The following is a 22,971-nucleotide window of genomic DNA, read 5'->3' as shown; positions in this document are numbered from 1 at the left end:
CAAGAAACTGCATTGTAAATGATATGTATTATCGATGTTATTTCTTACTGTGGCTGGTATAGTATGCGCCCATAAAAGAATCATTCTAATAATCAATAAAAGTTACTCTTCAGGCACTTTATCTGGGTGCGTTACACAAAAAGGAAAGCTCATGTTGAGAAACTCAACACCTCCTCAGCCCAAAGCGACTTCTCGGGCAAAATCACTCTATTTTATGACTTGGCGCTGGCATTTTTACGCTGGTCTTTTTGTTATCCCATTTATTCTGATTTTGTCTCTGACCGGTTTAGTGATGTTGTTCGATGACGAAATTGAACAAGCCCGCTATCACGATTTATTAGTCGTAACCCCACAACATCATGAATTGGCGGTATCGGTACAAGTTGCAGCGGTGCAGCAACGTTACCCCAATTATGTCGTTACTCAATTTATTCCCTCGCAGGCTGATGATTTGGCGAATAAAGTTTCGGTACGCACACCGGATGGAATCAATCTTTTCGCAATGGTAGACCCATATACTGGACAAGTCCTCGGTACTATTGATAGAAGCGAAAGTTGGTATTCGCTCGCCAATGAGATTCATGCCACCTTATTGATGGGTGACTTAGGGGACTATTTAATTGAAGTCGCAGCCAGCTTGGGTTTGCTTCTGCTAGTGACAGGCTTGTACTTGTGGTGGCCACGTGACAATGCCTCTAAAGCCGGATTCCTCAAGCTGAGAATAACTCAAGGCATGAGAGTGTTTATGCGTGACTTACACGCTAACCTTGGTGGCGTGCTTTCAATTGTGCTGCTGTTCTTTCTCGTCTCAGGTCTTTCATGGACAGGTATTTGGGGTAAAACCTTAGTTCAAGCATGGAACACCTTCCCGACTTACTACACGTGGGGAGAAAAACCGCAATCGACATTGACCCACGCCAGTCTTAATCATGGCGCTGAAGAAGAGATGCCTTGGAACCTTGAGCAAGCAGTAATGCCAGAGTCTACGGTTGCCCATGATCACTCTGCAATGGATATGGATATGCCCGAAATGGCTCACGGTTCTATCAGCGTGGATAAAATTATCGCTAAAGCAGAACAGCTCGGTTTTACTCATTACCGTGTTTATTTTCCCAATGGAGAGAAAGGGGTATACACGGTTGCCGCTAATACTATGGCTGGCGATATCACAGACCCGCGAAATGATCGCACATCTCATTTCGACCAATACACGGGGAATCTGCTGGTGGATGTCACTTGGGCTGACTACACTCTGTATGCCAAAGCGATGGCCGCTGGTGTGTCATTGCACCAAGGAGATTTAAGTAGCTTAAATAAAGGCTTAAATGTGTTCTTTTGTCTGGCGTTTATTACTATAGCCCTGACAGGCATTGCGATGTGGTGGATTCGCAGGCCGTCAGGTAGAGCATCTTTAGGTGTACCGCCTCGGTTTGCTACGTCAGGTATTTGGAAGACAGGTTTGGTGACGCTGATTTTACTGGCCGTCCTTTTCCCTTTGGGTGGAATCACTATCGTCATCACATTGATGTTGGATTGGCTGTTGTTCAGCAGGGTAGAAAAGCTGCGTTTAGCTTTGCGTTAAAGTGAACTAGCTTTGCAATCAAGTTAAAATATTCAGCGGAAAATGGATGAATAAAAAAGGTCAGAGTGTTCTGACCTTTTTTCATCTTACCGGTTGTTTAACTACAGCATTACAAGGCTTGCGGTGCCTAAGAAAGCAAAGAAGCCAACCACGTCAGTGACCGTGGTTAATATCACTGAGCCTGCCAGTGCAGGATCTAATTCAAACTTGTCGAGAATGATTGGAATAAGTACGCCGAAAAAGGCAGCTGTAATTATGTTCACCACAATAGCCAACGCAATGGTGCCGCCAATCAGAGGTGACTGGAACCACAACGCAGCAATTGCACCAATGATAAGCGCCCATAATAAGCCGTTGATTGAGCCGATTCCTACTTCATTTTTGAGTAAGGCAAGACGGTTACCAACAGTAATCTGATTGAGCGCCATAGCGCGAACCATCAGAGTGAGAGTCTGGCTTCCTGCAATACCACCCATAGACGCGACAATCGGCATCAGCACTGCCAGTGCTACTACTTCAGAGATAACATCTTCAAACAAACCAATCGTAATCGACGCAAAAATGGCCGTGATTAAGTTAATGCCTAACCAAACGCCGCGTCGCTTTGAGCTTCGAACAATAGGGGCGAAGAGGTCATCACCTTCGTCCATACCTGTACCCGCCATCAATCGAGCTTCGTAAATTTCGCGTTGAGTGCCCAGAGCAAACTGCCAGTCGATGATACCCACTAAAGTACCGTCATCTTTGACTACTGGAACAAGTGACTGTGTTGCGTGCTCTAGAGCTTCTACACCTTCGGCAAGCGTTAAGTGCGCATTGATCACGGAAGTATCTTCTAATACGAGGGTCTTTATTCTTTCCGCGCTGTCAGCAAGTAGAATGTCGGTATAAGTGACGATACCAATGAACTTCTTCTTTTTGTTGATCAGAAAAATATACTGTGGCGACTCATAGTGGTACTTATCCAACAGCATTTTTGCACGAGCAACGGTAATGCTAAATGGCAGGGTGTAGACTTTTCTATCCGCCCAGTGACCAATCTCATCATCACCAAACTCGTTTGCTTGGTCATAGAGTTCAAGTTCGTCGCGGCTTATTAAACGCAGAGCTTCGGTAACGATATCGTCAGGAAGTGAATCTTCCCACTCGATAAGAGATAAGTTATCCAGCTTGGCAAGTGTGAGTTTTAGTTCTGTGTCAGAAAGGCTCTTAATAACGGAAACACGTACATCCGCACGCATTTCTGTCAATACATCAATGTGCATTTCCAGTGGCAGACTACGCCACATTCGAACACGTTGATCAACGGGGAATGCTTCAAGAATAAGTGCGATGGAGCCTGAATCTAGAACGTTTTCGACCAGTTCATTTAGAAGGCTAATTTGCTGCTGGTCATCATCTGCTTTCGCCAGCATTTCAATGTGTTGTGCTAAGTCTTGATATTCGCTCAACGTGTAACTCCGATTAGCCAAGGTTGTAAATATATTATTGATGCCGAGGTAAAGTTGGCAACGTATTGTTAGGGTGGGCTTTTGTATTTATAAATATGTTTGAATATCGCGCCATGCTCCTAGCGTGGTTAACTTACCATAATTCTTTTTAAATGCATGGGTATTTTCGAGAGGCGTTCGGTATATAGTTTTGTGTAAGTGCTTAAAAAATGGGCTAAAAGGTGAATATGTTACAAAAAACTAGCAAGCAGCTCCCTTTTCTTCAATGTTAAGAAAAATGGATACCCTCTGGATCAATAGCAAGTATCAGATCTTCGGGTGAAATATCCGGAGTATTCATCATGCGAGAAACACGTTGGAGAGATGACAGAATCTGCGTTTGCTCCCATTGATCCAGTGCTTGAAATTGCTCAATGAAATTATCTTGTAGCAGTTGCGGAGCTTGTTCTAAAACATTCTCACCTTCGGTTGTAATAACCGCATGCACTTTACGTTTGTCTTTAGTGTCGCGTTCTCTCTTTATAAAGCCACGTTTTTCGAGACGGTCAAGAATACTGGTAGCTGTTGCTTGGCTCATATTGCTGTTGACCGAGAGTTGTCGGAGCGTCATTTTTGGCGATGATTGAATAGTTCGCATCAACAGTAATTGAGGGCTGGTTAAGCCAAAATTCTTATTCAATTGCTTTGAATGCAGATCTATTGCGCGAACAATTTGCCTTATCGATATCAACACTTCATCGTGGGTACTCAAGTAAACCTCCTAAGCCGTGTTTTAGAAAAGGGGTTACTGAATGACAGTAACCCCGCAGACGAATAGAATCAGATAACTCTATTTTCTCAGAGCTTCATCTTCATAGAACTACATTACATAGCGGCTTTTTTAGCTGTCTCAATCCATGAGTCGAATGTTTTTTGGTTCGCTTTGATCCAACCATTCGCGTGTGCTTCGATGTCTTTCGCCGAGTTATGGCCTTGGCTCATCATCATGTTTTCAGCACTGACGTCGTTGATGTTCAGCTTCATGATTTCAAACAATTTCGCTGCTGCTGGGTTTTGTTCAGCAAATTTCTTGTTTGCGACGATCTTCATTGAGTTCATTTCGAAGCCGTAGTTTTTACCATTTGGTAAAGCCGTATCGACGTTTGAACGATCGCCTGGCAGTGAAGAGAAAGGTACTTCTAGCCATACCACATCTTTACCAGGAACCAATACACCACTTACCCAGTATGGCGTCCATGTGTAATACAAAATGGAATCGCCTTTTTTGTAGCGAGAGATGGTATCAGCAATGATCGCGGCGTAGTTGCCTTGGTTATGCGTGATGGTGTCTCTTAGACCGAATGCATCGATTTGGTGCTCAATGACACTTTCACAGCCCCAGCCTGGGTTACAGCCTGTTAGGTCAGCTTTTCCATCATTATTGGCATCAAATAGCTTGGCAATTTTAGGGTCTTTCAACTGTTCAATATTGGTGATGTTGTATTTTTCGGCGGTTTTCTTGTCAATCAAATAGCCTTGAGCAGCACCTGAAATATACTCACCTTTACGATAGAACTTGTCGTAGCCGCCAGAAGCTTTAAATTTGTCATCATGTAGTGGCGCCCAGTTTACGGCCAAGTAAGTAGCGTCACCTTCCGCAATAGAGGTGTAACCAACGTTATAGTCCACTTCTTTGGTCGCTTTAACGTCGTATCCGAGTGCTTCCAAGGCTTTGTTTACAATTAAGGTTTGGAATGTTTCTTCCGCTACTGTCGACTGTACTGGTTGGACTGAAATACCTTCACCAGGTAAAGACGCCGCGTATGCGGATGCGCTCACAATTGAACTCATTGCAATACTGCTGGTTAACAAAGTCTTCCATGCTAATTTCATTTCTGTTCTCCTAGTTTTTTGTTTCCTTCGGTATGTGTGAGTTTCCGTTTGATGCGGTATACAAAGGACGCAGGACCTTTCTGATACCAGCGAGTTTTTGTATCGTTGCTCTCGCTACCCACTTTCTGCGTAATTCGATCCAGTAGAATGGCGAGTATCACAATACCTAAGCCACCAACTGCAGCCAGTCCCATATCTAATCGTCCGATACCGCGTAGTACCATTTGTCCTAGTCCACCGACGGCGATCATCGAGGCAATCACCACCATAGAAAGCGATAACATAAGTGTCTGGTTGATACCTGCCATAATGGTTGGCATCGCTAATGGTAGTTGGATGCGATAAAGCATTTGTTTAGGGCTTGCACCAAATGCGTGTCCTGCTTCAATTAGTTCTTCAGGCACTTGTTGGATGCCCAATATGGTTAAACGAACAATAGGGGGCAGGGCGAAGATAATCGTCACGACGACGCCCGGCACATTACCAATACCAAATAACATTACAATCGGTACTAGATAGACGAATGCTGGTGTGGTTTGCATTGCGTCCAAAATTGGTCGTACTATTTTTGCTGCGGTATTACTCCGGGCAAGCCAAATCCCCATTGGTAAACCAATCAACAGACAGAAAAAGACGGATGTCATTACCAAGGCCAGCGTGACCATTGCTTCATCCCACGCCCCGATAAATCCGATCACCAACAAAGAGAAGAAGGAGCTTATGCCTAAACGAGGACCAGCAAACTGCCATGCCAATAGAAATAGAATTAGCAGCATTATAGGAGCTGGAGTATTAACCAGCGCACCTTCGAATGAACTCAAAATGAAATCAATTGGTACTCTGACCGCTTGAAATAACGGGCGTCCATGTGTCACAAGCCAATTAAGTGCCGTTTCAACCCAGTTATCAAATGGGATAATGGCGTCCTTAAACGGGTGCATCCAGTCAAATGAATCGGGTTGTGTCTGCGCAGCATTGAGCCAATCATTGCCTGCTGTGGTCGCATTTGTAGCCGTTGACCAAGGGTCACTGCTTGCTGCGTCTGTTGCTGATTGTGTCGCTGCTCCCCACGGGTCGGCTGTTTCCGGAGCGCTAGAAACATTGTCTGTAGCCATGTTTATTCCCTGTCTAAAGTTTGAAGTAAGCGAGATTTGGTAATAACACCAAAATACTGTCCTTGTTCGTCGACGACGGGTACCGCATAAGGTACTTCTGCCACTTGACTGATGAGTTCGCCGACGGAAACGTCTGGATGAATGGTGATAGTGTCAGAAAGCAGGGCACTGCTGAGAGAACGATGTTCCTTCTTCGCTTCATTCAAACTGTGAATTGAAACAATACCGCTGAATTTGTTGGTCCTATCAACGACGATGCCAAAGTCGCGGTCGTGATCCATGAGTAGTTGCAGTGCTGCAGCCGGTCCGTCGTTATCGTGTTTTTTAAATACCGCTGCAGGCTTTTTACGTGCAATGTCTTTGGCACTGAAGACCGACGCGACATTCACTCCACGGAAGAACGAACTGACATAGTCATTGGCAGGATTGTGTAGAATCTCATCAGGGGTTCCCACCTGAACAACCACACCGTCTTGCATAATGGCGATACGATCACCTATACGCATTGCTTCGTCTAAGTCGTGGGAGATAAAAACAATGGTTCGTTTGTCATCGTTTTGCAGACGAATAAGCTCATCCTGCATTTCAGCTCTTATCAATGGGTCAAGTGCTGAGAATGCTTCATCCATCAAGAGTATGTCAGGGTCATTGGTTAGTGCTCGGGCAAGACCAACGCGCTGTTTCATACCACCTGATAATTCATCAGGAAAAGACTCGCAATAGGCATCTAGCCCAACACGTTCTAATGCTTTTTTTGCGCTCTTGTGTCTAGTCGCTTCATCAATACCTGCAAGTTCAAGCCCAAAAGCCGCGTTTTCCAACACCGTCATATGAGGCATCAATGCGAAGTTTTGAAAAACCATAGAGATGTTTTGACGACGAACTAATCTTAGGTCTTGTTCTGAGATGTGGGCTATATCCTTACCTTTAATCAGGACGTTGCCCTTTGTTGGCTCTATCAAGCGATTAAGCAATCGAACTAATGTTGATTTTCCTGAGCCTGACAAACCCATTATGACGAAGATTTCGCCTTCATTGACTGTGAGAGAGACATCTTTTACCCCCACGGTAAGTCCTGTCTGTTCAAAAATCTCATCTTTACTTAACCCTTTTTCTATCAGGGGGAAAGCTTCACTCGGTGTTTCGCCAAATACTTTATAGAGGTTTTTGACTTCCAGCATGGTAGACATGTTTTTCATCCTTGTTGCTGTACGGTTTTGACGTGACATATCAAAATAATTATTAGTACACTAATGAATAAATTTGATAATTACAAGGTGTTACTGATGTTGTTTATGTAAGTGGTGCGCTTATATTATTGATATTAAATGAATATTTGTAATTATAAAAATTTCAAATTAATTTGAGTAGGAATGTTTTGTGTGAAAATTAATTTTGAAAGTCTCAGCAGATAAGAACAAGAAAGAATGGAAATTCTCTGGACTTTTCTAGCGGGATATTTCGGTGGGAGTCGTTGAAATGGTTGTTTTTTGAAACAACATTTTTGCGTTTTTTTTACTAACATCTATCAAGTGTGTAGAAACAATAAAAGTTTGTCTTAACGACAAATTATTATGATTAGACACACCCTCTGTTTTGTCCGATAAAGCGCGTGACATTTAGGGTGTCAGGTGTGGCTCTTGAAGCCACTTCATTCTCTCTTAGTGTGTGAGATTAAATGTGGAACAATCATCTAAATTAGATCGCGTACGTGCTGATTATAACGTTCATTATTGGAGCCAAGGTTTCTTCGGAATAGATAACCATGGTGAAGTCTATGTGTCACCAAGGAAAGATGGCCAATATCAAACACAATTGAGTTCAATTGTGAGTCAGCTAGAAACACGCGGTTTGAATTTACCGGTGCTTGTTCGTTTTCCTCAAATCCTGCATCAACGTGTTCACAACATTTGTGACGCATTCAATCAGGCGATTGATGAATACGATTACCCGAACAAATACCTGCTGGTTTACCCAATCAAGGTTAACCAACAGCGTGAAGTTGTTGATGAAATCTTAGCGAGCCAAGCTCAGCTAGAAACAAAACAACTGGGTTTAGAAGCAGGCAGTAAGCCAGAATTATTAGCAGTACTTGCAATGGCGCAACAAGCAAGTTCTGTCATCGTGTGCAACGGTTATAAAGATCGTGAATACATGCGTCTTGCGCTGATCGGCGAAAAGCTCGGTCATAAAGTATTTATCGTACTAGAGAAGCTTTCTGAGCTTGATTTAGTGCTGAAAGAAGCAAAAAGCTTAGGCGTGAAGCCTCGCTTAGGTATTCGTATTCGTCTTGCATCACAAGGTGCGGGTAAATGGCAATCAAGCGGTGGTGAAAAGTCTAAGTTCGGTTTGGCTGCGGCTCAAGTGTTGTCTGTTATTGACCGCTTGAAGGCGGAAGATCAACTTGATGCGCTACAACTTGTGCATTTCCACTTAGGTTCGCAAATGGCGAACATTCGCGATGTGCGTAATGGTGTAAACGAGTCTGCTCGTTTCTACTGTGAACTTCGTGAACTGGGTGCAGACATTCAGTACTTTGATGTAGGTGGTGGTTTGGCTGTCGACTACGATGGCACGCGTAGCCAGTCTTCAAACTCAATGAACTACGGTCTGGTTGAATATGCTCGCAATATCGTTAGCACTGTTGGTGATGTATGTAATTTATATAATCAACCAAAGCCGACCATTATTTCCGAATCAGGTCGCTCTGTGACGGCGCACCACGCAGTGCTGATCACCAACGTAATTGGTACAGAAGGTTACACACCTGAAGCGATTGTTGAGCCAGAAGCGGATGCCCCGACTTTGCTACAAAACATGTGGCGTAGTTGGCAAACGTTGAACGATGATACCGATGCACGTGCATTGATCGAAATTTACAACGATACGCAAAGTGATTTGAATGAAGCACACATGTTGTTCTCAACAGGCGTAATTAACCTGCAACATCGTGCATGGGTAGAGCAGTTATCGCTACGCATTTATCATGAACTACGCATGAAAATGAGTGCGAAAAACCGTTTCCACCGTCCGATTTTAGATCACTTGCAAGAGCGTTTGGCGGACAAGTTCTTCGTCAACTTCTCATTGTTCCAATCGCTACCAGATGCATGGGGTATTGATCAGGTATTTCCAGTACTACCTCTATCGAACTTACAGAATGTGGAAGATCGCCGCGCAGTGATGCTGGATATTACTTGTGACTCAGACGGTGCGGTTGAGCAATACGTTGAGGGTCAGGGTATTGAAACAACATTACCTGTTCCTGCTTGGTCAAAAGATACCTCTTACTTGATGGGCTTTTTCCTCGTGGGTGCATACCAAGAGATCTTAGGTGATATGCATAACCTGTTTGGTGATACACATAGCGCAGTGGTGAACATCACAGACGAAGGCGAATCAGAAATCACTTTCATCAATGAAGGTGACACGGTAGAAGATATGATGCGTTACGTGCATATCGACGTAGACGCAATTAGAGCTAACTACCGTCAGCTAGTGTCTCAGCGTGTGGCTGAAAATGAACAGCAAGACGTGTTAGCAGAACTAGAGCATGGTTTAAATGGTTACACCTATTTGGAGGATTTTTAAATGAATGATTTGTTTACTAAAACGGATTATTCATTGTATTCAAATGCAATGACGTTCCTTCGCCAGCCGTACCAGAGAGATCCGCTAGAGTCGGATGCTGATGTTGTGGTGTTAGGCGTGCCTTTGGATATGGCGACTTCAGGTCGACCAGGTGCTCGTATGGGACCAGACGCGATTCGTCGTGCTTCGGTTAACTTAGCGTGGGAAGGCAAGAAGTTCCCATGGGATTTCAACCTGTTCAAACGCATCAAGTTAGTGGATGCGGGCGACTTGGTATTTGATTGCGGTGACGCAGAAGATTTCACCTACCGTTTAGAAGCGGCAACCAGTGAAATTCTAAAGAGTGGCAAAACAGTATTGGCATTGGGCGGTGACCACTTCATCACTCTGCCAATCCTTCGTGCCTACGCGAAACACTACGGTGAAATGGCACTGATTCACTTTGACGCGCACACTGATACTTATGCAAACGGCAGCGCGTATGACCACGGCACTATGTTCTATCATGCACCGAAAGAGGGTTTAATCTCTCCTCGTCATTCAGTGCAAGTGGGTATTCGTACTGAGTACAAACAGGAAGGTCACGGCTTCAACGTAATCAACGCGATGCAAGCGAACGATATGTCGGCGGACGAAATCGTTGAGCAAATTCGTGAAATCGTTGGTGATAAGCCAGTGTACTTAACGTTTGATATTGACTGTTTAGATCCCGCATTTGCACCGGGTACAGGCACTCCAGTCTGTGGCGGCTTAACTTCAGATAAGATTCTGAAAATTATCCGTGCACTGAAAGGTATTAACCTAATTGGTATGGACGTGGTAGAGGTTTCTCCGCCGTACGACCAAAGTGATCTGACTTCACTTGCAGGTGCGACGATTGCGCTAGAATTGCTTTACGTTTGGGCTTCAAACCCTGAGCGTGAATAAGCCATCTATCCCAAGTTAAATAATAAAATTGAAAGCCGAGAAGGGGAGATCTTCTCGGCTTTTTTATGCGCGTAACTCACGGGGTAATTATTCAACAGGTAGATACAGGCTTTGCTTTGGCGTATCTAGCACTACGTTAGTCATTACACGGCGAATTTGCGGGAACTGTTCCATGATGTGTTCAATAAATCCATCGTAACTTTTTGCATTTTCAGCCGTCACCACCACCATCAAATCGACATTACCAGTAACGTAAAATACTTGTTGAATCGAAGGTTGAGTTTCTGCCCAGCGTTTGAATTTATTAAGAACGGTGTAGTTGTCTCTGTCGATTTCTATTCCGGCAATAAAGGTCATCGGATGGGTGGAAAGCTCGGGTTTGATCACCGCAACTTCCGCTAGAATCGCCCCTTCATCCCTCAAACGTTTTATGCGTCTTTGCACAGCAGAAGCGGACAGACCTACCTGTTCGGCAATGATTTCACTCGCCATTCGGCAGTTGCTCTGCATCAGTTCCAGTATTTTCTTATCGAAATTATCCAGAGTGGTCTCACTCATGGTTTTCCTCTTGCGGTTATTCCGCATTATTGGTGTCTAAATGCGGTAAATCTTCCATGTGTTGCCAAGAATAGCGGATTTTACTTACCAATTGGAATCCACAATTAGTTCATTCGTACGGTTTAGAAAGAATAAACGGCCATCGACCTCATATGGTTATTGGTTAGAAACAACGGCTGGATTAAAAATGCTTAATAATGATTCTGACTCTAGGTTAAATCCTGAAACATTCGCTCCTGAGACTCTTGCTGTGCATGCCGCTATTCGGCCTGATCCTCATACTAACGCCATTGCTCCAAACATTGTAATGTCGGTAAATCACAGCTTTCTGCCGAATGAAGGCGCATTTTCAGCACAAGGCATGGAAGATATCTCCGACTCTCCGTTTCTCTATGCCGGTTGGACAAACCCAACGGTGCGCTTACTTGAACAGCGCTTGGCTATTTTAGAACAGGCTGAAGATGGATTTGCGACAGCAAGCGGGATGGCAGCGATCACTGCGGTATTTATGTCTTTACTCAAAGCAGGGGATCACCTTGTCATCAGCGATGTCTGCTATGCAGCTGTCTATGAATTTGCTACTCAAGTATTGCCTCAATATGGAATCGAAGTCACTGCAGTGGATACTTCCTGCATCAAAAACGTGCAAAGTGCATTGCGATCTAGCACTAAGTTGGTGCATATAGAGACGCCGTGTAACCCGTTGTTAAGACTAACCAATATTCAAGAGGTCTCCCTGTTGCTTAAAAACAGAGGAATTTTACTCAGTGCGGATTCGACCTTTTCAACCCCCGTTATTACCCAGCCAATTGCACTTGGGGCAGATTTGGTTATTCATTCTTTAACCAAGTTTATTAACGGACATGGAGATGTTCTTGGCGGATGTGTGTTGGGCTCAAAAGCCTTGATTAGCAAGCTTAGAAGCGTTGCTGGCGTCTATTTTGGTGCATCGTTAAGCGCACAAAGTGCGTGGCTAATTATGCGTGGGATGGAGACTATTTATCCACGGATGAAAGCGCTTTGTGAGTCGGCTCAAACCATTGCTGAGTGGTTAGAAAATCACCGCAAGGTTCTAAGAGTTTTATATCCCGGCTTGGAGTCTCATCAACAATTTTCTCTGGCGAAGCAGCAAATGGCTTTTTTTGGCGGCATTATTGCATTCCAAGTAGAGGATATCGAACTGATTGAGCAACGTTTTGCACATGAGTCGAAAATGTTTTATTACGCTTATTCCATAGGACATCAACGCAGTTTAGCTGTGGTGTTAAAAACCGATGATTTGGACAAGTCGACCTATCGATTTAGCCCAGAACAAAAAGCGAATTTTTGTCGAGAAGCAGGTAAAGGCGTGGTTCGACTTTCCATTGGTCTTGAGTCTCCAGTGGATTTGATTCGGGACTTAAGTCATCTTCTTAGATGAAAGCTGAATTTTTATGGCTTTTTATTGGTTTTAAATTCGGATAGTTATTGAAATGTTATTAGATTGTGTTGCATTATCTTGTGGTTTTTGATGTCAGTACGCGTTTGCGTGATATTCAATACAACATCGTATTTGTCATTGGACGAACAGAAAAATAACAAAATTTTTTATAAGGGATATTATGAAAAAATTTATTAAATCTTCAGCTGCTGGACTTGTTTTTGCCTGCTCTCTGCTTGGTGCCAATCAAGCAATGGCAGAGTCTGACCTAGAAGGTGTTCTTAGCTCAGGTGAATTAAAAGTTTGTTTCGACGCGGGTTACATGCCTTTTGAAATGAAAACCAAAGATGGCCGTTTCATTGGTTTTGATATCGATTTAGGTAAACACATGGCTCGTTCTATGGGTGTTAAGTTCACACCTGTAAACACCGCTTGGGATGGTATTATTCCAGCGCTTCAAACTAACAAGTGTGACATCATCATGGGTGGTATGACTATCACTCCTGAGCGCAACTTGAAAGTTAACTTTGCAGACCCGTACATTGTTATCGGTCAATCTATGATCATTTCACCTGCGCTTGAAGGTAAGGTTAAAAGCTACGCTGACCTGAATGATCCTAAATACACAGTCTCAACAAAGCTTGGCACTACAGGTGTTGAAGCTGCGAAGAAACACCTTTTCAATGCAAAAGTTGACCTATACGACACAGAAGTGGATGCTGTTTTACAGGTTGTTAACGGTAAAGCAGACGCTTTCGTGTATGACTTCCCTTATAACGCAATCTACGCTGCTCAAAACAAAGGTAAAGTTGCGCACCTAGCAGAACCGTTCACTTACGAACCTCTAGGTTGGGCGATTCGTCAAGATGATCCGAACTTCCTAAATTTCTTGAATAACTACTTACGTCAAATCAAAGGCGACGGTACTTACGATCGTATGTATGACAAGTGGTTTAAATCTGACGATTGGTTGAAAGACGTTCAATAATTAACGCCTTAAGCTGTAGTCAACTGGGCAGCATAATGTTGCCCAGTTCATTAAAAAGAATAAAGAGAATCTGAGTGATGCAGTCAAAATCCTCAAAATGGATAGGACACGGAATTTACGTCCTAATTATGGCCATGCTTATAGGTGCGGTTTATTTCTCTGGGAAGAGTATCAACTATAATTGGCATTGGGATCGCCTCTGGCCATATGTCGTCAATACCGAGATGCAACAACTTCGTGCAAACGGCGACGGCACCGCTGTGGTGAAAGCGGGACAGCTAACCATTGAATTTGATGATTCGAGCACGCCTCAAATTATCGATCATTACACAACACTGATGGTTGGTAACGGTGATTTGGTTTTCCAAGGTGATACCGTTGCACAACTGAACGAATGGAAATTTGGTCCGATTGCTCATGGTTTATGGGTGACGGTCGAAATTTCCTTTATCTCCCTCATATTTGCGGTTTTGCTTGGCCTTGTGTTTGGCCTGATGAGGGTTTCTAAAAACCAGGTGGCGAGAAATTTATCTCTAACCTACGTTGAACTGATACGTGGCACGCCACTTCTGGTTCAAATTTTCATCGTTTATTTCTTTATCGGAACCGTACTCGATTTTGACCGCTTTACTGCTGGTGTTGTTGCGTTATCAGTATTTACGGGTGCTTATGTTGCTGAAATCGTACGTGCAGGTATTCAGGCCATTCCAACAGGGCAGATGGAAGCGGCGCGTTCATTGGGTATGACTTATCCAAAAGCGATGCGCTACATCATTCTTCCACAAGCTTTAAAACGTACGTTACCACCTTTGGCTGGTCAGTTTATTAACCTAATCAAAGACTCATCGCTGGTTTCTGTTATCTCTATTACTGACTTAACTAAAGCGGGTCGTGAAGTGGTCAGTGGCAGCTTTGCACCTTTTGAAGTGTGGTTTACAGTCGCAGCACTTTACTTACTAGTAACCGGGACTCTGTCTTGGGCAATTCAACGTTTAGAGAAGAGGTTATCAGCCAGTGACTAGTGAATACAACGGCGAAGATATGGTTTACGCCAGCAATGTTGACAAGTTTTATCCTAACGGTTGCCATGCTTTAAAATCGGTCTCAACCACGGTAAAACGTGGTGAAGTTGTGGTTATCATTGGACCTTCAGGTTCAGGTAAATCGACGTTTTTACGCACTCTGAACCAGTTAGAAGAGATCAGCTCAGGAACCATCATCGTTGATGGTTTCGATATGTACGCGAAAAGCACGGACATTAACGTATTGCGTCAAAACGTAGGAATGGTGTTCCAAAGTTTCAACTTATTCCCGCATATGACCGCGTTACAAAACGTTATGATTGCACCTTTGAAGGTGGCTAAGCGCCCTAAGCATGAGGTGGAAGGTGCCGCGAAAGTGTTGATAAAACGTGTAGGTCTTGAAGATCGCATGAACAACTACCCAACGCATTTATCCGGTGGTCAGCAGCAACGTGTAGCGATTGCCCGTGCGTTAGCAATGAACCCAGACTTGATGTTGTTTGATGAACCCACATCGGCCCTTGATCCTGAGATGGTAGGGGAAGTTCTGGACGTTATTAAAGGTTTGGCAAAAGAAGGGATGACCATGGTTATCGTGACTCACGAAATGGGCTTCGCTCGTGAAGTTGCAGACCGAGTGTTGTTTATGGAAGACGGTAAGTTGTTGGTTGATGATAGCCCGCAATCCGTGTTTGATAATCCAAGCCATCCTCGTCTGCAGCAGTTCTTAGCGAAAGTTCTGTAATAACAGCGATACGATTAAACCAAAACCGAGCTTTAAAGCTCGGTTTTTTCCTATTTGCTAATTACATGGCCCAAAGTATCAGCGCGAGTATTTGTGGTGAGAGTATTCGTAAACACATCACCAACGGATACACAGTGGCATAAGCTAACGCTGATGCACCACTTGATTCATGTAAGGCATTGGCAAATGCGAGCGCTGGTGGATCGGTCATTGAACCTGCCAACATGCCACAGATAGTGAGATAATTTATGTGGCCGAGCACTCTTGCTAAAATACCGACTGTAATGAGAGGGATTGCAGTAATCGCTACCCCATATCCCATCCAGCTAAGTCCATCGCCTTGCACTAGAGTTTCGACAAAGTTACCACCAGATTTAAGGCCTACGACAGCCAAAAACAGTACGATACCAATTTCCCGTAACGCCAAGTTGGCACTGGGTGGCATAAACCAGTACATTTTTCCGATACTGCCGATTCTAGCGAGAATGAGTGCAACGATCAGTGGGCCGCCAGCCAATCCGAGTTTGATTGCTGCTGGAAAACCAGGTAGGTAGAAAGGAATTGAGCCAAGTAATACACCTAAACCAATCCCCACAAATACAGGTAACATTTGTACTTGTTGCAATTTTTGGTGAGCATTACCAACCATACCACTAACTGCTTCTATGGCTTCCTGACGTCCAACTAAGTTTAAGATGTCACCAAATTGAAGGGTAGAATTGCTGGTTGGTATCAGTTCGACCCCTGCACGATTGAGACGAGAGACAACAACGTCATACTTTTCTTTTAGATCCAAGTCTCGAAGTTTTTTACCCAGAACCACCTCGTTGGTGACAACTAAACGTTGTACACGAAGCTCAGTTCCTCGCGTCGACAAGGATACATCCACTTCTTCACCTATAACTAAGCGCGCTTTTTCCAAAGCGTTCTTGTCACCGACAAGATGGAGTAGGTCATTAACTTCAATTCGAGAATCCGGTTTTGGTACCAGTAACTGTTCGTTGCGTTTTAGGCGTGAGCAAACAATATTTCCATCGCTCAGGGCAGGAATATCTTTCAAAAACAGTCCGTTTAAATTGGGGTTTTTAACCGAAATATTGATGGTGTGTAAGCTTGATTTTTTGTGACCATTTTTGATTTCAAACTCATCAGCCTCTTGGTTCACGTTGACGCGGAAGATAAGTCTAATCAACCACATAGTAAGTAATATCCCACAAATACCAAACGGGTAGGCTATGGCATAGCCCATACCCGTCATATCAAGCAGGTTTTCGTGGCCGCCTAGCTCCGTAAGGATTTGTTGACCCGCACCGAGAGAAGGCGTGTTGGTCACCGCACCAGAAAAGACACCGAGAATGACAGGTAACGGAACATCAAACAGATAGTAGAGAGCAACGGTAACCAGACAACCTAGCAGCACAATTAACGCAGCAAAAGCGTTGAGTTTTAAGCCAGAACTTCTCAGTGATGAAAAGAATCCGGGGCCGACCTGAATACCAATCGTATAAACGAATAAGATTAATCCAAACTCTTGGATAAAGTGTAAGGTGTGGTAGTTGAGTTCAACGCCCCAGGCACCAGTAAAGTGACCAACGAAAATGCCGCCAAACAGCACTCCGCCAATCCCTAAACCAACGCCATAGAGTCGCCAGTTCCCTATCCACAGACCTAACACCGCTACCAGAGCAAGGATACTGATAGAGAGTGCAATATCACTCATAGTAAGTCTCCTGAACAATTACAAAAACGGTTGACGGGCAATCGCTGTTGAACATCAGGCAGGGGTAGGCGTAAGAACTAAAACGTGGTTATGTCTACGGCTGGAGGGTTCAGATATAGGCGTTGAATGTTCAAGGTATCTCGAGTCATTCAACGTCACTTTATTGCCCTAACTATGCTATTAGTAATACTGCAATAGATTTAGATTGTTAACTCTAGTTATACAAAAGTGTGCAGTTTAGCAGGAAATAGATTTAGCCAATAAATATATGTTAAATAAGGGTAAAAAGCGTTTCTTAAATGCAAGTAAAGTAAACGCAGAGATCCTGAATGTAACATAATGTTTCGCTGTATATTCCCATTGATTGCGTTCGGTAAATAAGGTGAACGCTGTTTTAGGAATCTAACATTTGACCACTGGCATGCTGTAGAAGATGACAGATCAACTCTGTGGTTGTCGCAGGGTCACCAGCTTGGCGACAATAATCGATCACAGGGCCGCAGATCTCTTGGATCTCCATTGAGCGTCCTTTTTCTCGGTCGACCAACATGGATGTTTTGATTGCATCAAACTCACAGATAAGCTTAAACATCTCCGCTACGTCATCATCTGTCATATTCACATTCGCACACCTTGCTGCTCTCGCGGTTTCTTGCATGATCTTATATACGGTTTGTCTCAATACAGAATCTCTTGTGACGGTTTGAGTATCTTTCATCGTTAAAGCGGTAAGTGGGTTTATAGCGTTGTTAATGATCAGCTTACGCCACAATGCATAGCTGACATCTTCATAAAGCTGGTTTGGAATATCTGCAGAGTCGAAAACTGAGCCAAGTTCGCAAAGGAAATCTTTCAACTGTGGATTGGCAGATTCTGAAGGCCACGCACCGAAATCGATTTGTGCCTTGCCTGTCGCTTCAATCTTGCCGGGTTCCAGAACATGGGCTCCGATTCGTATTGCTAACCCGCCGATGGTGCGTTTTAATCCAACCGTATTGGCGATAATGCCTTCATTCATCACGCCGTTTTGAATCGAAAGTACAGGAGTATGGCACGCATCAAGCCACGGCTTCATTTGATCCATAATTAAGCTGGTTGTACTGCCTTTTGATGCAAGAATTAGCAAATCAAAATCATCGCCGTTGTAATCATCACAAAGCCCTTGAACATCGGTAGCCGAAACGGGGGCTGAAAAGAAAAAATCTGGATGTGTTATCTCAAGACCTTGTTGCTGTAACGCTTTTAAATGTTCACCTCTGGCAACAAAAACAACATCGTGTCTTGCATTAACGAGCTTTGCCGCATAGTAGCAACCAATACCACCTGCACCGATCATTGCGAATTTCAAGAGACTCCTCCTTAAGTACATATTCATAAGCAGAACCAGATTAAACGCTTCAGAAAGTAATCACCAGAGTTTAGTGAACAGGGCTATTCAATGAGATCTACTGCAAAAATAAAAAAAGCCACATCAACCTTGATGTGGCTTTCGCAAAATGCGGAATTAATAAGAAAAGTCAGTAGATAAAGTTCTCGTAATTAGAACGAGTATTTAGCTACAAATTTAACTGCGCTGCCGTCTTCTTTAACGCCATCTTTTTCGATTTCGCCATTTTGAAGAACGAAGTCAGTCTTGAACTCTTTAGTGACATCGTAACCTAAGCCTAGGTAAGCAGTTTGAGCATCGAATGAATTACCTTGGTAATCGCCTTCAGCGTACTGAACTGAGCCATAGATACGGAATAGGTCGATGGTGTATGTTGCTGCAACAGAATAAGTTTCACCATCGTTTGGAAGATCAAGTGTTAGCTCAACACTGTCATTTGCTTTCAAAGATGTTGCATTTTCAAATGAAATGTAACCAGCAGCCAATTTTAGTGAACCAAGGGTTAGATCTGCAGCTACACCGATAGAATCAGCTTCGTCACCATCAGAACCGTAAGCGATCGCAGCTGAGAAATTATCCGCTTTGTAATTTGCTGAAAGACCATAGTTTGATTCGTTGCTAGATTCGCTGTCAGTTTCATAGTTTGCTGATAGTTCTAATTTATCAATGGTTTTCTTGTAGCGGATACCTTGACCATTAACACCACCTTGACCAACGATATACAGGTTCGCACCTTCACCTGTTTTTGCCTTTTCAATTGCACCAAATGAGTTGCCAGTATCACCTAAAGATAGATTACCAAGCCCTGTGTGATCGAATTCTAGTTTGATGTCTTCAAACTTAGCCGTTCTGTCACTAGCGCTATCACCAGTATTGATTGCAAATGAACCGATAACTTTAGTTTCTTCATTTAGGAAATGCGTTGCTTTAGCTTTTAAGTGTGCATCAGTAAAAACATGCTCTGATTTGTCAGCTTGGTCTGCATTTACGTAAAGACCAACTGCTTTAGCCCAACCTGAAAGTTCAACAGTATTTGTGTCAGTAGCGTAGATTTCGCCTGCCGCTACAGAACCTGCTGCTAAAAGAGATACCACTGCTGCTAATGGTTTGATGTTCATATTTTACTCCATATTTTTATATTGATTACTCAAAAACGTAATCGAGTGTATTAATTTGCTTAACAACCTAATTTATTTGCTAGTGAGCAATATATTTTTATTAATCAAATCGACAGGGGGAATCTTATACAAAACAACTTTTAAATATATTGAAAATTTATTTTTGAAATATTATTTACGATCTACTTCATATTCGTTGTGGTATTGCTTCTTGTCGTTAAGTAACAAGTTTCAATGCAATCAATAAATTTGTTTATGCGATATTATTTAACGTATTCATTAATTTAATTCACATGGCTGTTTATTTTGAGATGTGCCTCGCGATAACTCTTGAGAGCTTGTTTACATTTGAGAAGATTGGTCTATATGGCAGTTAAACACTGATATTCCTTAAGTTGTTTGTAATTAATAAGGACGGTCACATAGGTTTTGTACGAAGGGTGAAGTTCTTTAGGTCTGAGATTGACCAAATAAGTAGACAGGGTTTTATATTTTCATTGAGTTAAATTTTATCTGGATCGCAAATTATAATACTCGAGTGTGATTATTTGAAACGTAATTTCAAATTGGATTGAGTGAGGTGGTTTATTGATTATAATAGCTTTTATTAAATAAGTGGTTTTGTTTGATTTTTATTCTAATTTTGGCTGTTTTTGTGTGGTGATTCGCATTTTAAAAATAGTTGTATTATAAATGTAAGAGATATTATGAACGGTCAGTTTCTAACAGTTTTAGTTCGTTGTTTCCCTTTTATTGCTTGGTTGCCGCAAGTAAAAATAGACGTTGTAAAAGCGGATTTATTAGCGGGATTAACGGGCGCTTTGATCGTTATGCCTCAAGGTGTAGCGTATGCAATGATTGCTGGCCTTCCTCCAGAATATGGTTTATACACCGCAATCATTCCTGCCATACTGGCGGCTCTATTTGGTTCCTCAAACCATTTGATTTCAGGGCCAACCGCCGCTTTGTCCGTTATTGTTTTCAGTACTATCAGCCAGTTTGCTGATACTGGGACACCTTTCTATATCCAGCTATGCCTTACTCTGACCTTCTGTGCTGGCATGGTACAGCTTTTGATGGGCGTGATGAGAATAGGAGCCGTAGTCAATTTTGTTTCTCATTCGGTTGTGATTGGGTTTACTGCTGGAGCAGCGGTTGTGATTACCGTTAGCCAATTGAGGCATGTACTCGGTCTAGACTACTCTTCGGCAAATACTGCGATTGAGAACCTATGGTTGGTAATAGTGCATCTTAACCAAGTTCAGGTTTTCTCATTACTTATCGCACTCGTCACCATCGTAAGCTGTATTGCAGCAAAGCGGTTGCTGCCAGCCATTCCAAATATGTTAGTCGCTATGGTGACGTCTGTTTTTTTGGCTCTTTTGCTTACTCAAATTGGCATTCACATCGATTACGTAGACCAAATTCAAAGCTCAACGCTACAGCTGTCAGCGCCAGAACTCAATTCAGCAATTATCGGAGAACTGTCCGGTGGGATTCTAGCGGTTGCATTATTAGGTCTGGTTGAAGCCATCTCAATTGGTCGTGCAGTGGCGTTGAAATCAAAACAACGTATAGACAGCAATCAAGAGTTCATCGGTCAGGGTATTTCAAACCTAGTGGGAGCATTCTTCTCCTGTTATATGTCTTCAGGCTCTTTTACCCGCAGTGGTGTGAATTTTAGTAGCGGAGCCAGAACTCCCTTAGCAGCAGTGTTTGCGGGGTTAATTCTGCTATTGCTAATGCCAGTTATGGCTGAGTATGTCAGCTATATTCCCCTTGCTGGTATGGGAGGCATCTTATTAGTTGTTGCCTACAACCTCGTTGATATTCCCTACATACGTTCGATCATCCAACAAGATAAGAAAGAGTCTGCAGTCTTAATAACGACTTTTGTTGCAGCCATTGTTTTACACCTCGAATTGTCTATCTACGTAGGCATCATGATTTCGATGTTCTTCTATCTGAGAAGAACATCTCGACCTGTTGTCGACAAAGTAACGTCTATCGAACTGGGTGTTGATCTAGCAAATTTTTCGGACACGCAGATCGTCAGAATCAACGGTTCTATTTACTTCGGTTGCGTAGAGCATCTACAGAAAGAACTGGACGCTATTGAGGTGAAACGACTCATTATTTTAGGAAAAGGGATCAATTTTATTGATCATCTTGGAGTGCAAATGCTGGCTGAACTCACCACTCAAGGTAATCGAGAAGTCTATTTCTGCCATTTTAAAGCGAACGCTAAACAAGCATTGCTTCATGGTTCTTCCGTTTTCAAAGAAACCCATTTTTCAGAACGCCTAAGCCCACTTTTGTCAAAGTAGCGAGTAGATGTGCATTGATAATCGGTGCCCGAGAAGTTGGAAGGTGCGAATTTTACATTGTTTAGAAGGATATTGAGTCACTATGAAAGCAACCCAGTTTAATGAAATTGAACATCCCCATCGCCGTTACAACCCTTTGTTGGGGGAATGGGTGTTGGTTTCTCCACATCGAGCGAAGCGACCTTGGAGTGGACAACAAGAAATGCCAGCAGCAGAGGTTTCAATCCGTTATGACAAGTCATGCTTTTTATGTGCAGGTAATGAGCGAATCAGTGGAGATGTGAATCCAAACTATACGGGTACGTTTGTATTTAAAAACGATTTTGCTGCGTTAACAGATGACACGCCGGAAAAGGATTCGACGGATGATCCGATATTTAAGCTGAAAAGTGCAAAAGGAGAAAGCCGAGTGATCTGTTTTTCTCCAGATCACAGTCGCACATTGGCAGAGCTCTCACACACTGAAATCGAGCAAGTAATTGCAACCTGGATTAAAGAGACGAACAGCTTAAGTAAGCGTTATCCTTGGGTTCAGATTTTTGAGAACAAAGGTGAAACCATGGGATGTTCGCAGCCTCATCCACATGGACAGATTTGGGCAAACAGCTTTATTCCGACCATGGTGAGTAAAAAAGATTATCACCAAAGAGAGTATTTTGAGAAACAGGGTTCGCCGTTACTGCATGACTATGTACAGCGCGAACTGACGCATAAAGAACGGGTTGTCGTAGAGACAGAACATTGGGCCGTGGTGGTGCCTTATTGGGCAGGCTGGCCTTTCGAAACACTTGTTCTGCCAAAAGCGAAAGTGAGTCGTATCACTGAGCTCTCTGAAGAGCAGCAAGCCGATTTGTCCATCGCTCTGAAAGAGATCACTACCCGTTATGACAATTTGTTCCAGTGTTCTTTCCCATACTGCATGGGGTGGCATGGTGCGCCTTTCTCCTTGGGAGACAATAGTGACCATTGGCAAGTTCATGCTTCATTTTTACCTCCTCTTTTACGTAGCGCGACGGTAAGAAAATTTATGGTGGGTTATGAGATGTTTGCTGAGTCTCAGAGAGATTTAACGCCAGAGCAAGCAGCAGAAAAACTCCGCGCTGTAAGCAATGTTCATTACCGAGAAAAATAAATTTAAGTTCTTAATT

The 22,971-nt window shown here is 43.1% G+C and carries 18 protein-coding genes; 9 read left to right on the top strand and 9 right to left on the bottom strand.

The annotated features are described in order from the left end of the window. Positions 1-151: 151 nt before the first annotated feature. The gene (locus tag ACRQQK_RS04525; RefSeq protein ID WP_457510241.1) at positions 152-1,582 is read left to right on the top strand and encodes a PepSY-associated TM helix domain-containing protein; all 1,431 of its coding nucleotides are present in this window, start codon (positions 152-154) and stop codon (positions 1,580-1,582) included. 101 nt (positions 1,583-1,683) lie between these two features. On the opposite strand, the gene ACRQQK_RS04520 is transcribed toward ACRQQK_RS04525, so the two are convergent. From ACRQQK_RS04520 to proV, 5 genes are all read right to left on the bottom strand, one after another. After that, a complete protein-coding gene (locus tag ACRQQK_RS04520) occupies positions 1,684-3,033 on the bottom strand; it encodes a magnesium transporter (RefSeq protein WP_457510240.1) in 1,350 nt (449 codons plus the stop codon). A 268-nt stretch (positions 3,034-3,301) separates the two neighbouring features. Then, positions 3,302-3,784 (bottom strand): MarR family winged helix-turn-helix transcriptional regulator, encoded by a 483-nt coding sequence (locus ACRQQK_RS04515; RefSeq protein ID WP_457510239.1) that lies wholly within the window; start codon positions 3,782-3,784, stop codon positions 3,302-3,304. 113 nt (positions 3,785-3,897) lie between these two features. Further along, positions 3,898-4,905 (bottom strand): glycine betaine/L-proline ABC transporter substrate-binding protein ProX, encoded by a 1,008-nt coding sequence (gene proX / locus ACRQQK_RS04510; RefSeq protein WP_457510238.1) that lies wholly within the window; start codon positions 4,903-4,905, stop codon positions 3,898-3,900. Further along, a complete protein-coding gene (gene proW, locus ACRQQK_RS04505) occupies positions 4,902-6,020 on the bottom strand; it encodes a glycine betaine/L-proline ABC transporter permease ProW (RefSeq protein WP_457510237.1) in 1,119 nt (372 codons plus the stop codon). The genes proX and proW overlap by 4 nt, the downstream gene beginning before the upstream one ends. Positions 6,021-6,022: 2 nt before the next feature. Then, positions 6,023-7,210 carry a glycine betaine/L-proline ABC transporter ATP-binding protein ProV gene (gene proV, locus ACRQQK_RS04500; protein ID WP_457510236.1) on the bottom strand — a complete coding sequence of 396 codons (1,188 nt, stop codon included), beginning with the start codon at positions 7,208-7,210 and terminating at the stop codon, positions 6,023-6,025. A gap of 490 nt (positions 7,211-7,700) precedes the next feature. On the opposite strand from proV, the gene speA reads away from it, so the two are divergent. Together speA and speB are read left to right on the top strand one after the other, a co-directional pair. Next, the gene (speA, locus tag ACRQQK_RS04495; protein ID WP_457510235.1) at positions 7,701-9,611 is read left to right on the top strand and encodes an arginine decarboxylase; all 1,911 of its coding nucleotides are present in this window, start codon (positions 7,701-7,703) and stop codon (positions 9,609-9,611) included. Continuing rightward, positions 9,612-10,538 carry an agmatinase gene (gene speB / locus ACRQQK_RS04490; protein ID WP_102953546.1) on the top strand — a complete coding sequence of 309 codons (927 nt, stop codon included), beginning with the start codon at positions 9,612-9,614 and terminating at the stop codon, positions 10,536-10,538. Positions 10,539-10,625: 87 nt separating this feature from the next. Here the strand turns inward: speB and ACRQQK_RS04485 are convergent, their stop codons facing one another. Continuing rightward, entirely contained in the window at positions 10,626-11,096 is a 471-nt protein-coding gene (locus ACRQQK_RS04485; protein WP_457510234.1) for an Lrp/AsnC family transcriptional regulator, read from the bottom strand. Positions 11,097-11,283: 187 nt separating this feature from the next. On the opposite strand from ACRQQK_RS04485, the gene ACRQQK_RS04480 reads away from it, so the two are divergent. The 4 genes from ACRQQK_RS04480 to ACRQQK_RS04465 all read left to right on the top strand — a co-directional run bounded on the left by ACRQQK_RS04480 (position 11,284) and on the right by ACRQQK_RS04465 (position 15,271). Continuing rightward, a complete protein-coding gene (locus tag ACRQQK_RS04480) occupies positions 11,284-12,516 on the top strand; it encodes a trans-sulfuration enzyme family protein (protein WP_457510233.1) in 1,233 nt (410 codons plus the stop codon). A gap of 181 nt (positions 12,517-12,697) precedes the next feature. Continuing rightward, on the top strand, positions 12,698-13,504 hold the full coding sequence (locus ACRQQK_RS04475; protein ID WP_102964540.1) for a transporter substrate-binding domain-containing protein: 807 nt from the start codon (positions 12,698-12,700) through the stop codon (positions 13,502-13,504). Positions 13,505-13,581: 77 nt separating this feature from the next. Further along, positions 13,582-14,526, top strand: a complete 945-nt coding sequence (locus ACRQQK_RS04470) for an amino acid ABC transporter permease (RefSeq protein WP_457510255.1) — start codon at positions 13,582-13,584, stop codon at positions 14,524-14,526. Beyond that, positions 14,519-15,271: an amino acid ABC transporter ATP-binding protein gene (locus tag ACRQQK_RS04465; protein ID WP_457510232.1), complete on the top strand. Its 753-nt coding sequence runs from the start codon at positions 14,519-14,521 to the stop codon at positions 15,269-15,271. Before ACRQQK_RS04470 ends, ACRQQK_RS04465 begins: the two co-directional genes overlap by 8 nt. Positions 15,272-15,332: 61 nt before the next feature. On the opposite strand, the gene ACRQQK_RS04460 is transcribed toward ACRQQK_RS04465, so the two are convergent. The 3 genes from ACRQQK_RS04460 to ACRQQK_RS04450 all read right to left on the bottom strand — a co-directional run bounded on the left by ACRQQK_RS04460 (position 15,333) and on the right by ACRQQK_RS04450 (position 19,496). Continuing rightward, positions 15,333-16,991 carry a putative transporter gene (locus ACRQQK_RS04460; protein WP_457510231.1) on the bottom strand — a complete coding sequence of 553 codons (1,659 nt, stop codon included), beginning with the start codon at positions 16,989-16,991 and terminating at the stop codon, positions 15,333-15,335. Positions 16,992-17,385: 394 nt separating this feature from the next. Then, a complete protein-coding gene (locus tag ACRQQK_RS04455; protein ID WP_457510230.1) occupies positions 17,386-18,339 on the bottom strand; it encodes a ketopantoate reductase family protein in 954 nt (317 codons plus the stop codon). 191 nt (positions 18,340-18,530) lie between these two features. Then, on the bottom strand, positions 18,531-19,496 hold the full coding sequence (locus tag ACRQQK_RS04450; RefSeq protein WP_457510229.1) for a porin: 966 nt from the start codon (positions 19,494-19,496) through the stop codon (positions 18,531-18,533). A 707-nt stretch (positions 19,497-20,203) separates the two neighbouring features. Between ACRQQK_RS04450 and ACRQQK_RS04445 the strand changes: the two genes are divergently transcribed. Beyond that, a complete protein-coding gene (locus ACRQQK_RS04445; protein WP_457510228.1) occupies positions 20,204-21,823 on the top strand; it encodes a SulP family inorganic anion transporter in 1,620 nt (539 codons plus the stop codon). An 82-nt stretch (positions 21,824-21,905) separates the two neighbouring features. Next, on the top strand, positions 21,906-22,955 hold the full coding sequence (locus ACRQQK_RS04440; protein WP_457510227.1) for a UDP-glucose--hexose-1-phosphate uridylyltransferase: 1,050 nt from the start codon (positions 21,906-21,908) through the stop codon (positions 22,953-22,955). Positions 22,956-22,971 lie beyond the last annotated feature (16 nt).

The organism is Vibrio sp. C8, assembly GCF_054051265.1.
This window is presented reverse-complemented; position numbering and strand designations above follow the sequence as displayed.

Excerpts from the sequence above, each read along its gene's own strand:
- ACRQQK_RS04525 (WP_457510241.1), top strand. The coding sequence starts at position 152 with ATGTTGAGAAACTCAACACCTCCTCAGCCCAAAGCGACTTCTCGGGCA.
- proX (WP_457510238.1), bottom strand. The coding sequence starts at position 4,905 with ATGAAATTAGCATGGAAGACTTTGTTAACCAGCAGTATTGCAATGAGT.
- proW (WP_457510237.1), bottom strand. The coding sequence starts at position 6,020 with ATGGCTACAGACAATGTTTCTAGCGCTCCGGAAACAGCCGACCCGTGG.
- proV (WP_457510236.1), bottom strand. The coding sequence starts at position 7,210 with ATGTCTACCATGCTGGAAGTCAAAAACCTCTATAAAGTATTTGGCGAA.
- speB (WP_102953546.1), top strand. The coding sequence starts at position 9,612 with ATGAATGATTTGTTTACTAAAACGGATTATTCATTGTATTCAAATGCA.
- ACRQQK_RS04485 (WP_457510234.1), bottom strand. The coding sequence starts at position 11,096 with ATGAGTGAGACCACTCTGGATAATTTCGATAAGAAAATACTGGAACTG.
- ACRQQK_RS04480 (WP_457510233.1), top strand. The coding sequence starts at position 11,284 with ATGCTTAATAATGATTCTGACTCTAGGTTAAATCCTGAAACATTCGCT.
- ACRQQK_RS04475 (WP_102964540.1), top strand. The coding sequence starts at position 12,698 with ATGAAAAAATTTATTAAATCTTCAGCTGCTGGACTTGTTTTTGCCTGC.
- ACRQQK_RS04470 (WP_457510255.1), top strand. The coding sequence starts at position 13,582 with ATGCAGTCAAAATCCTCAAAATGGATAGGACACGGAATTTACGTCCTA.
- ACRQQK_RS04460 (WP_457510231.1), bottom strand. The coding sequence starts at position 16,991 with ATGAGTGATATTGCACTCTCTATCAGTATCCTTGCTCTGGTAGCGGTG.
- ACRQQK_RS04450 (WP_457510229.1), bottom strand. The coding sequence starts at position 19,496 with ATGAACATCAAACCATTAGCAGCAGTGGTATCTCTTTTAGCAGCAGGT.
- ACRQQK_RS04445 (WP_457510228.1), top strand. The coding sequence starts at position 20,204 with ATGAACGGTCAGTTTCTAACAGTTTTAGTTCGTTGTTTCCCTTTTATT.
- ACRQQK_RS04440 (WP_457510227.1), top strand. The coding sequence starts at position 21,906 with ATGAAAGCAACCCAGTTTAATGAAATTGAACATCCCCATCGCCGTTAC.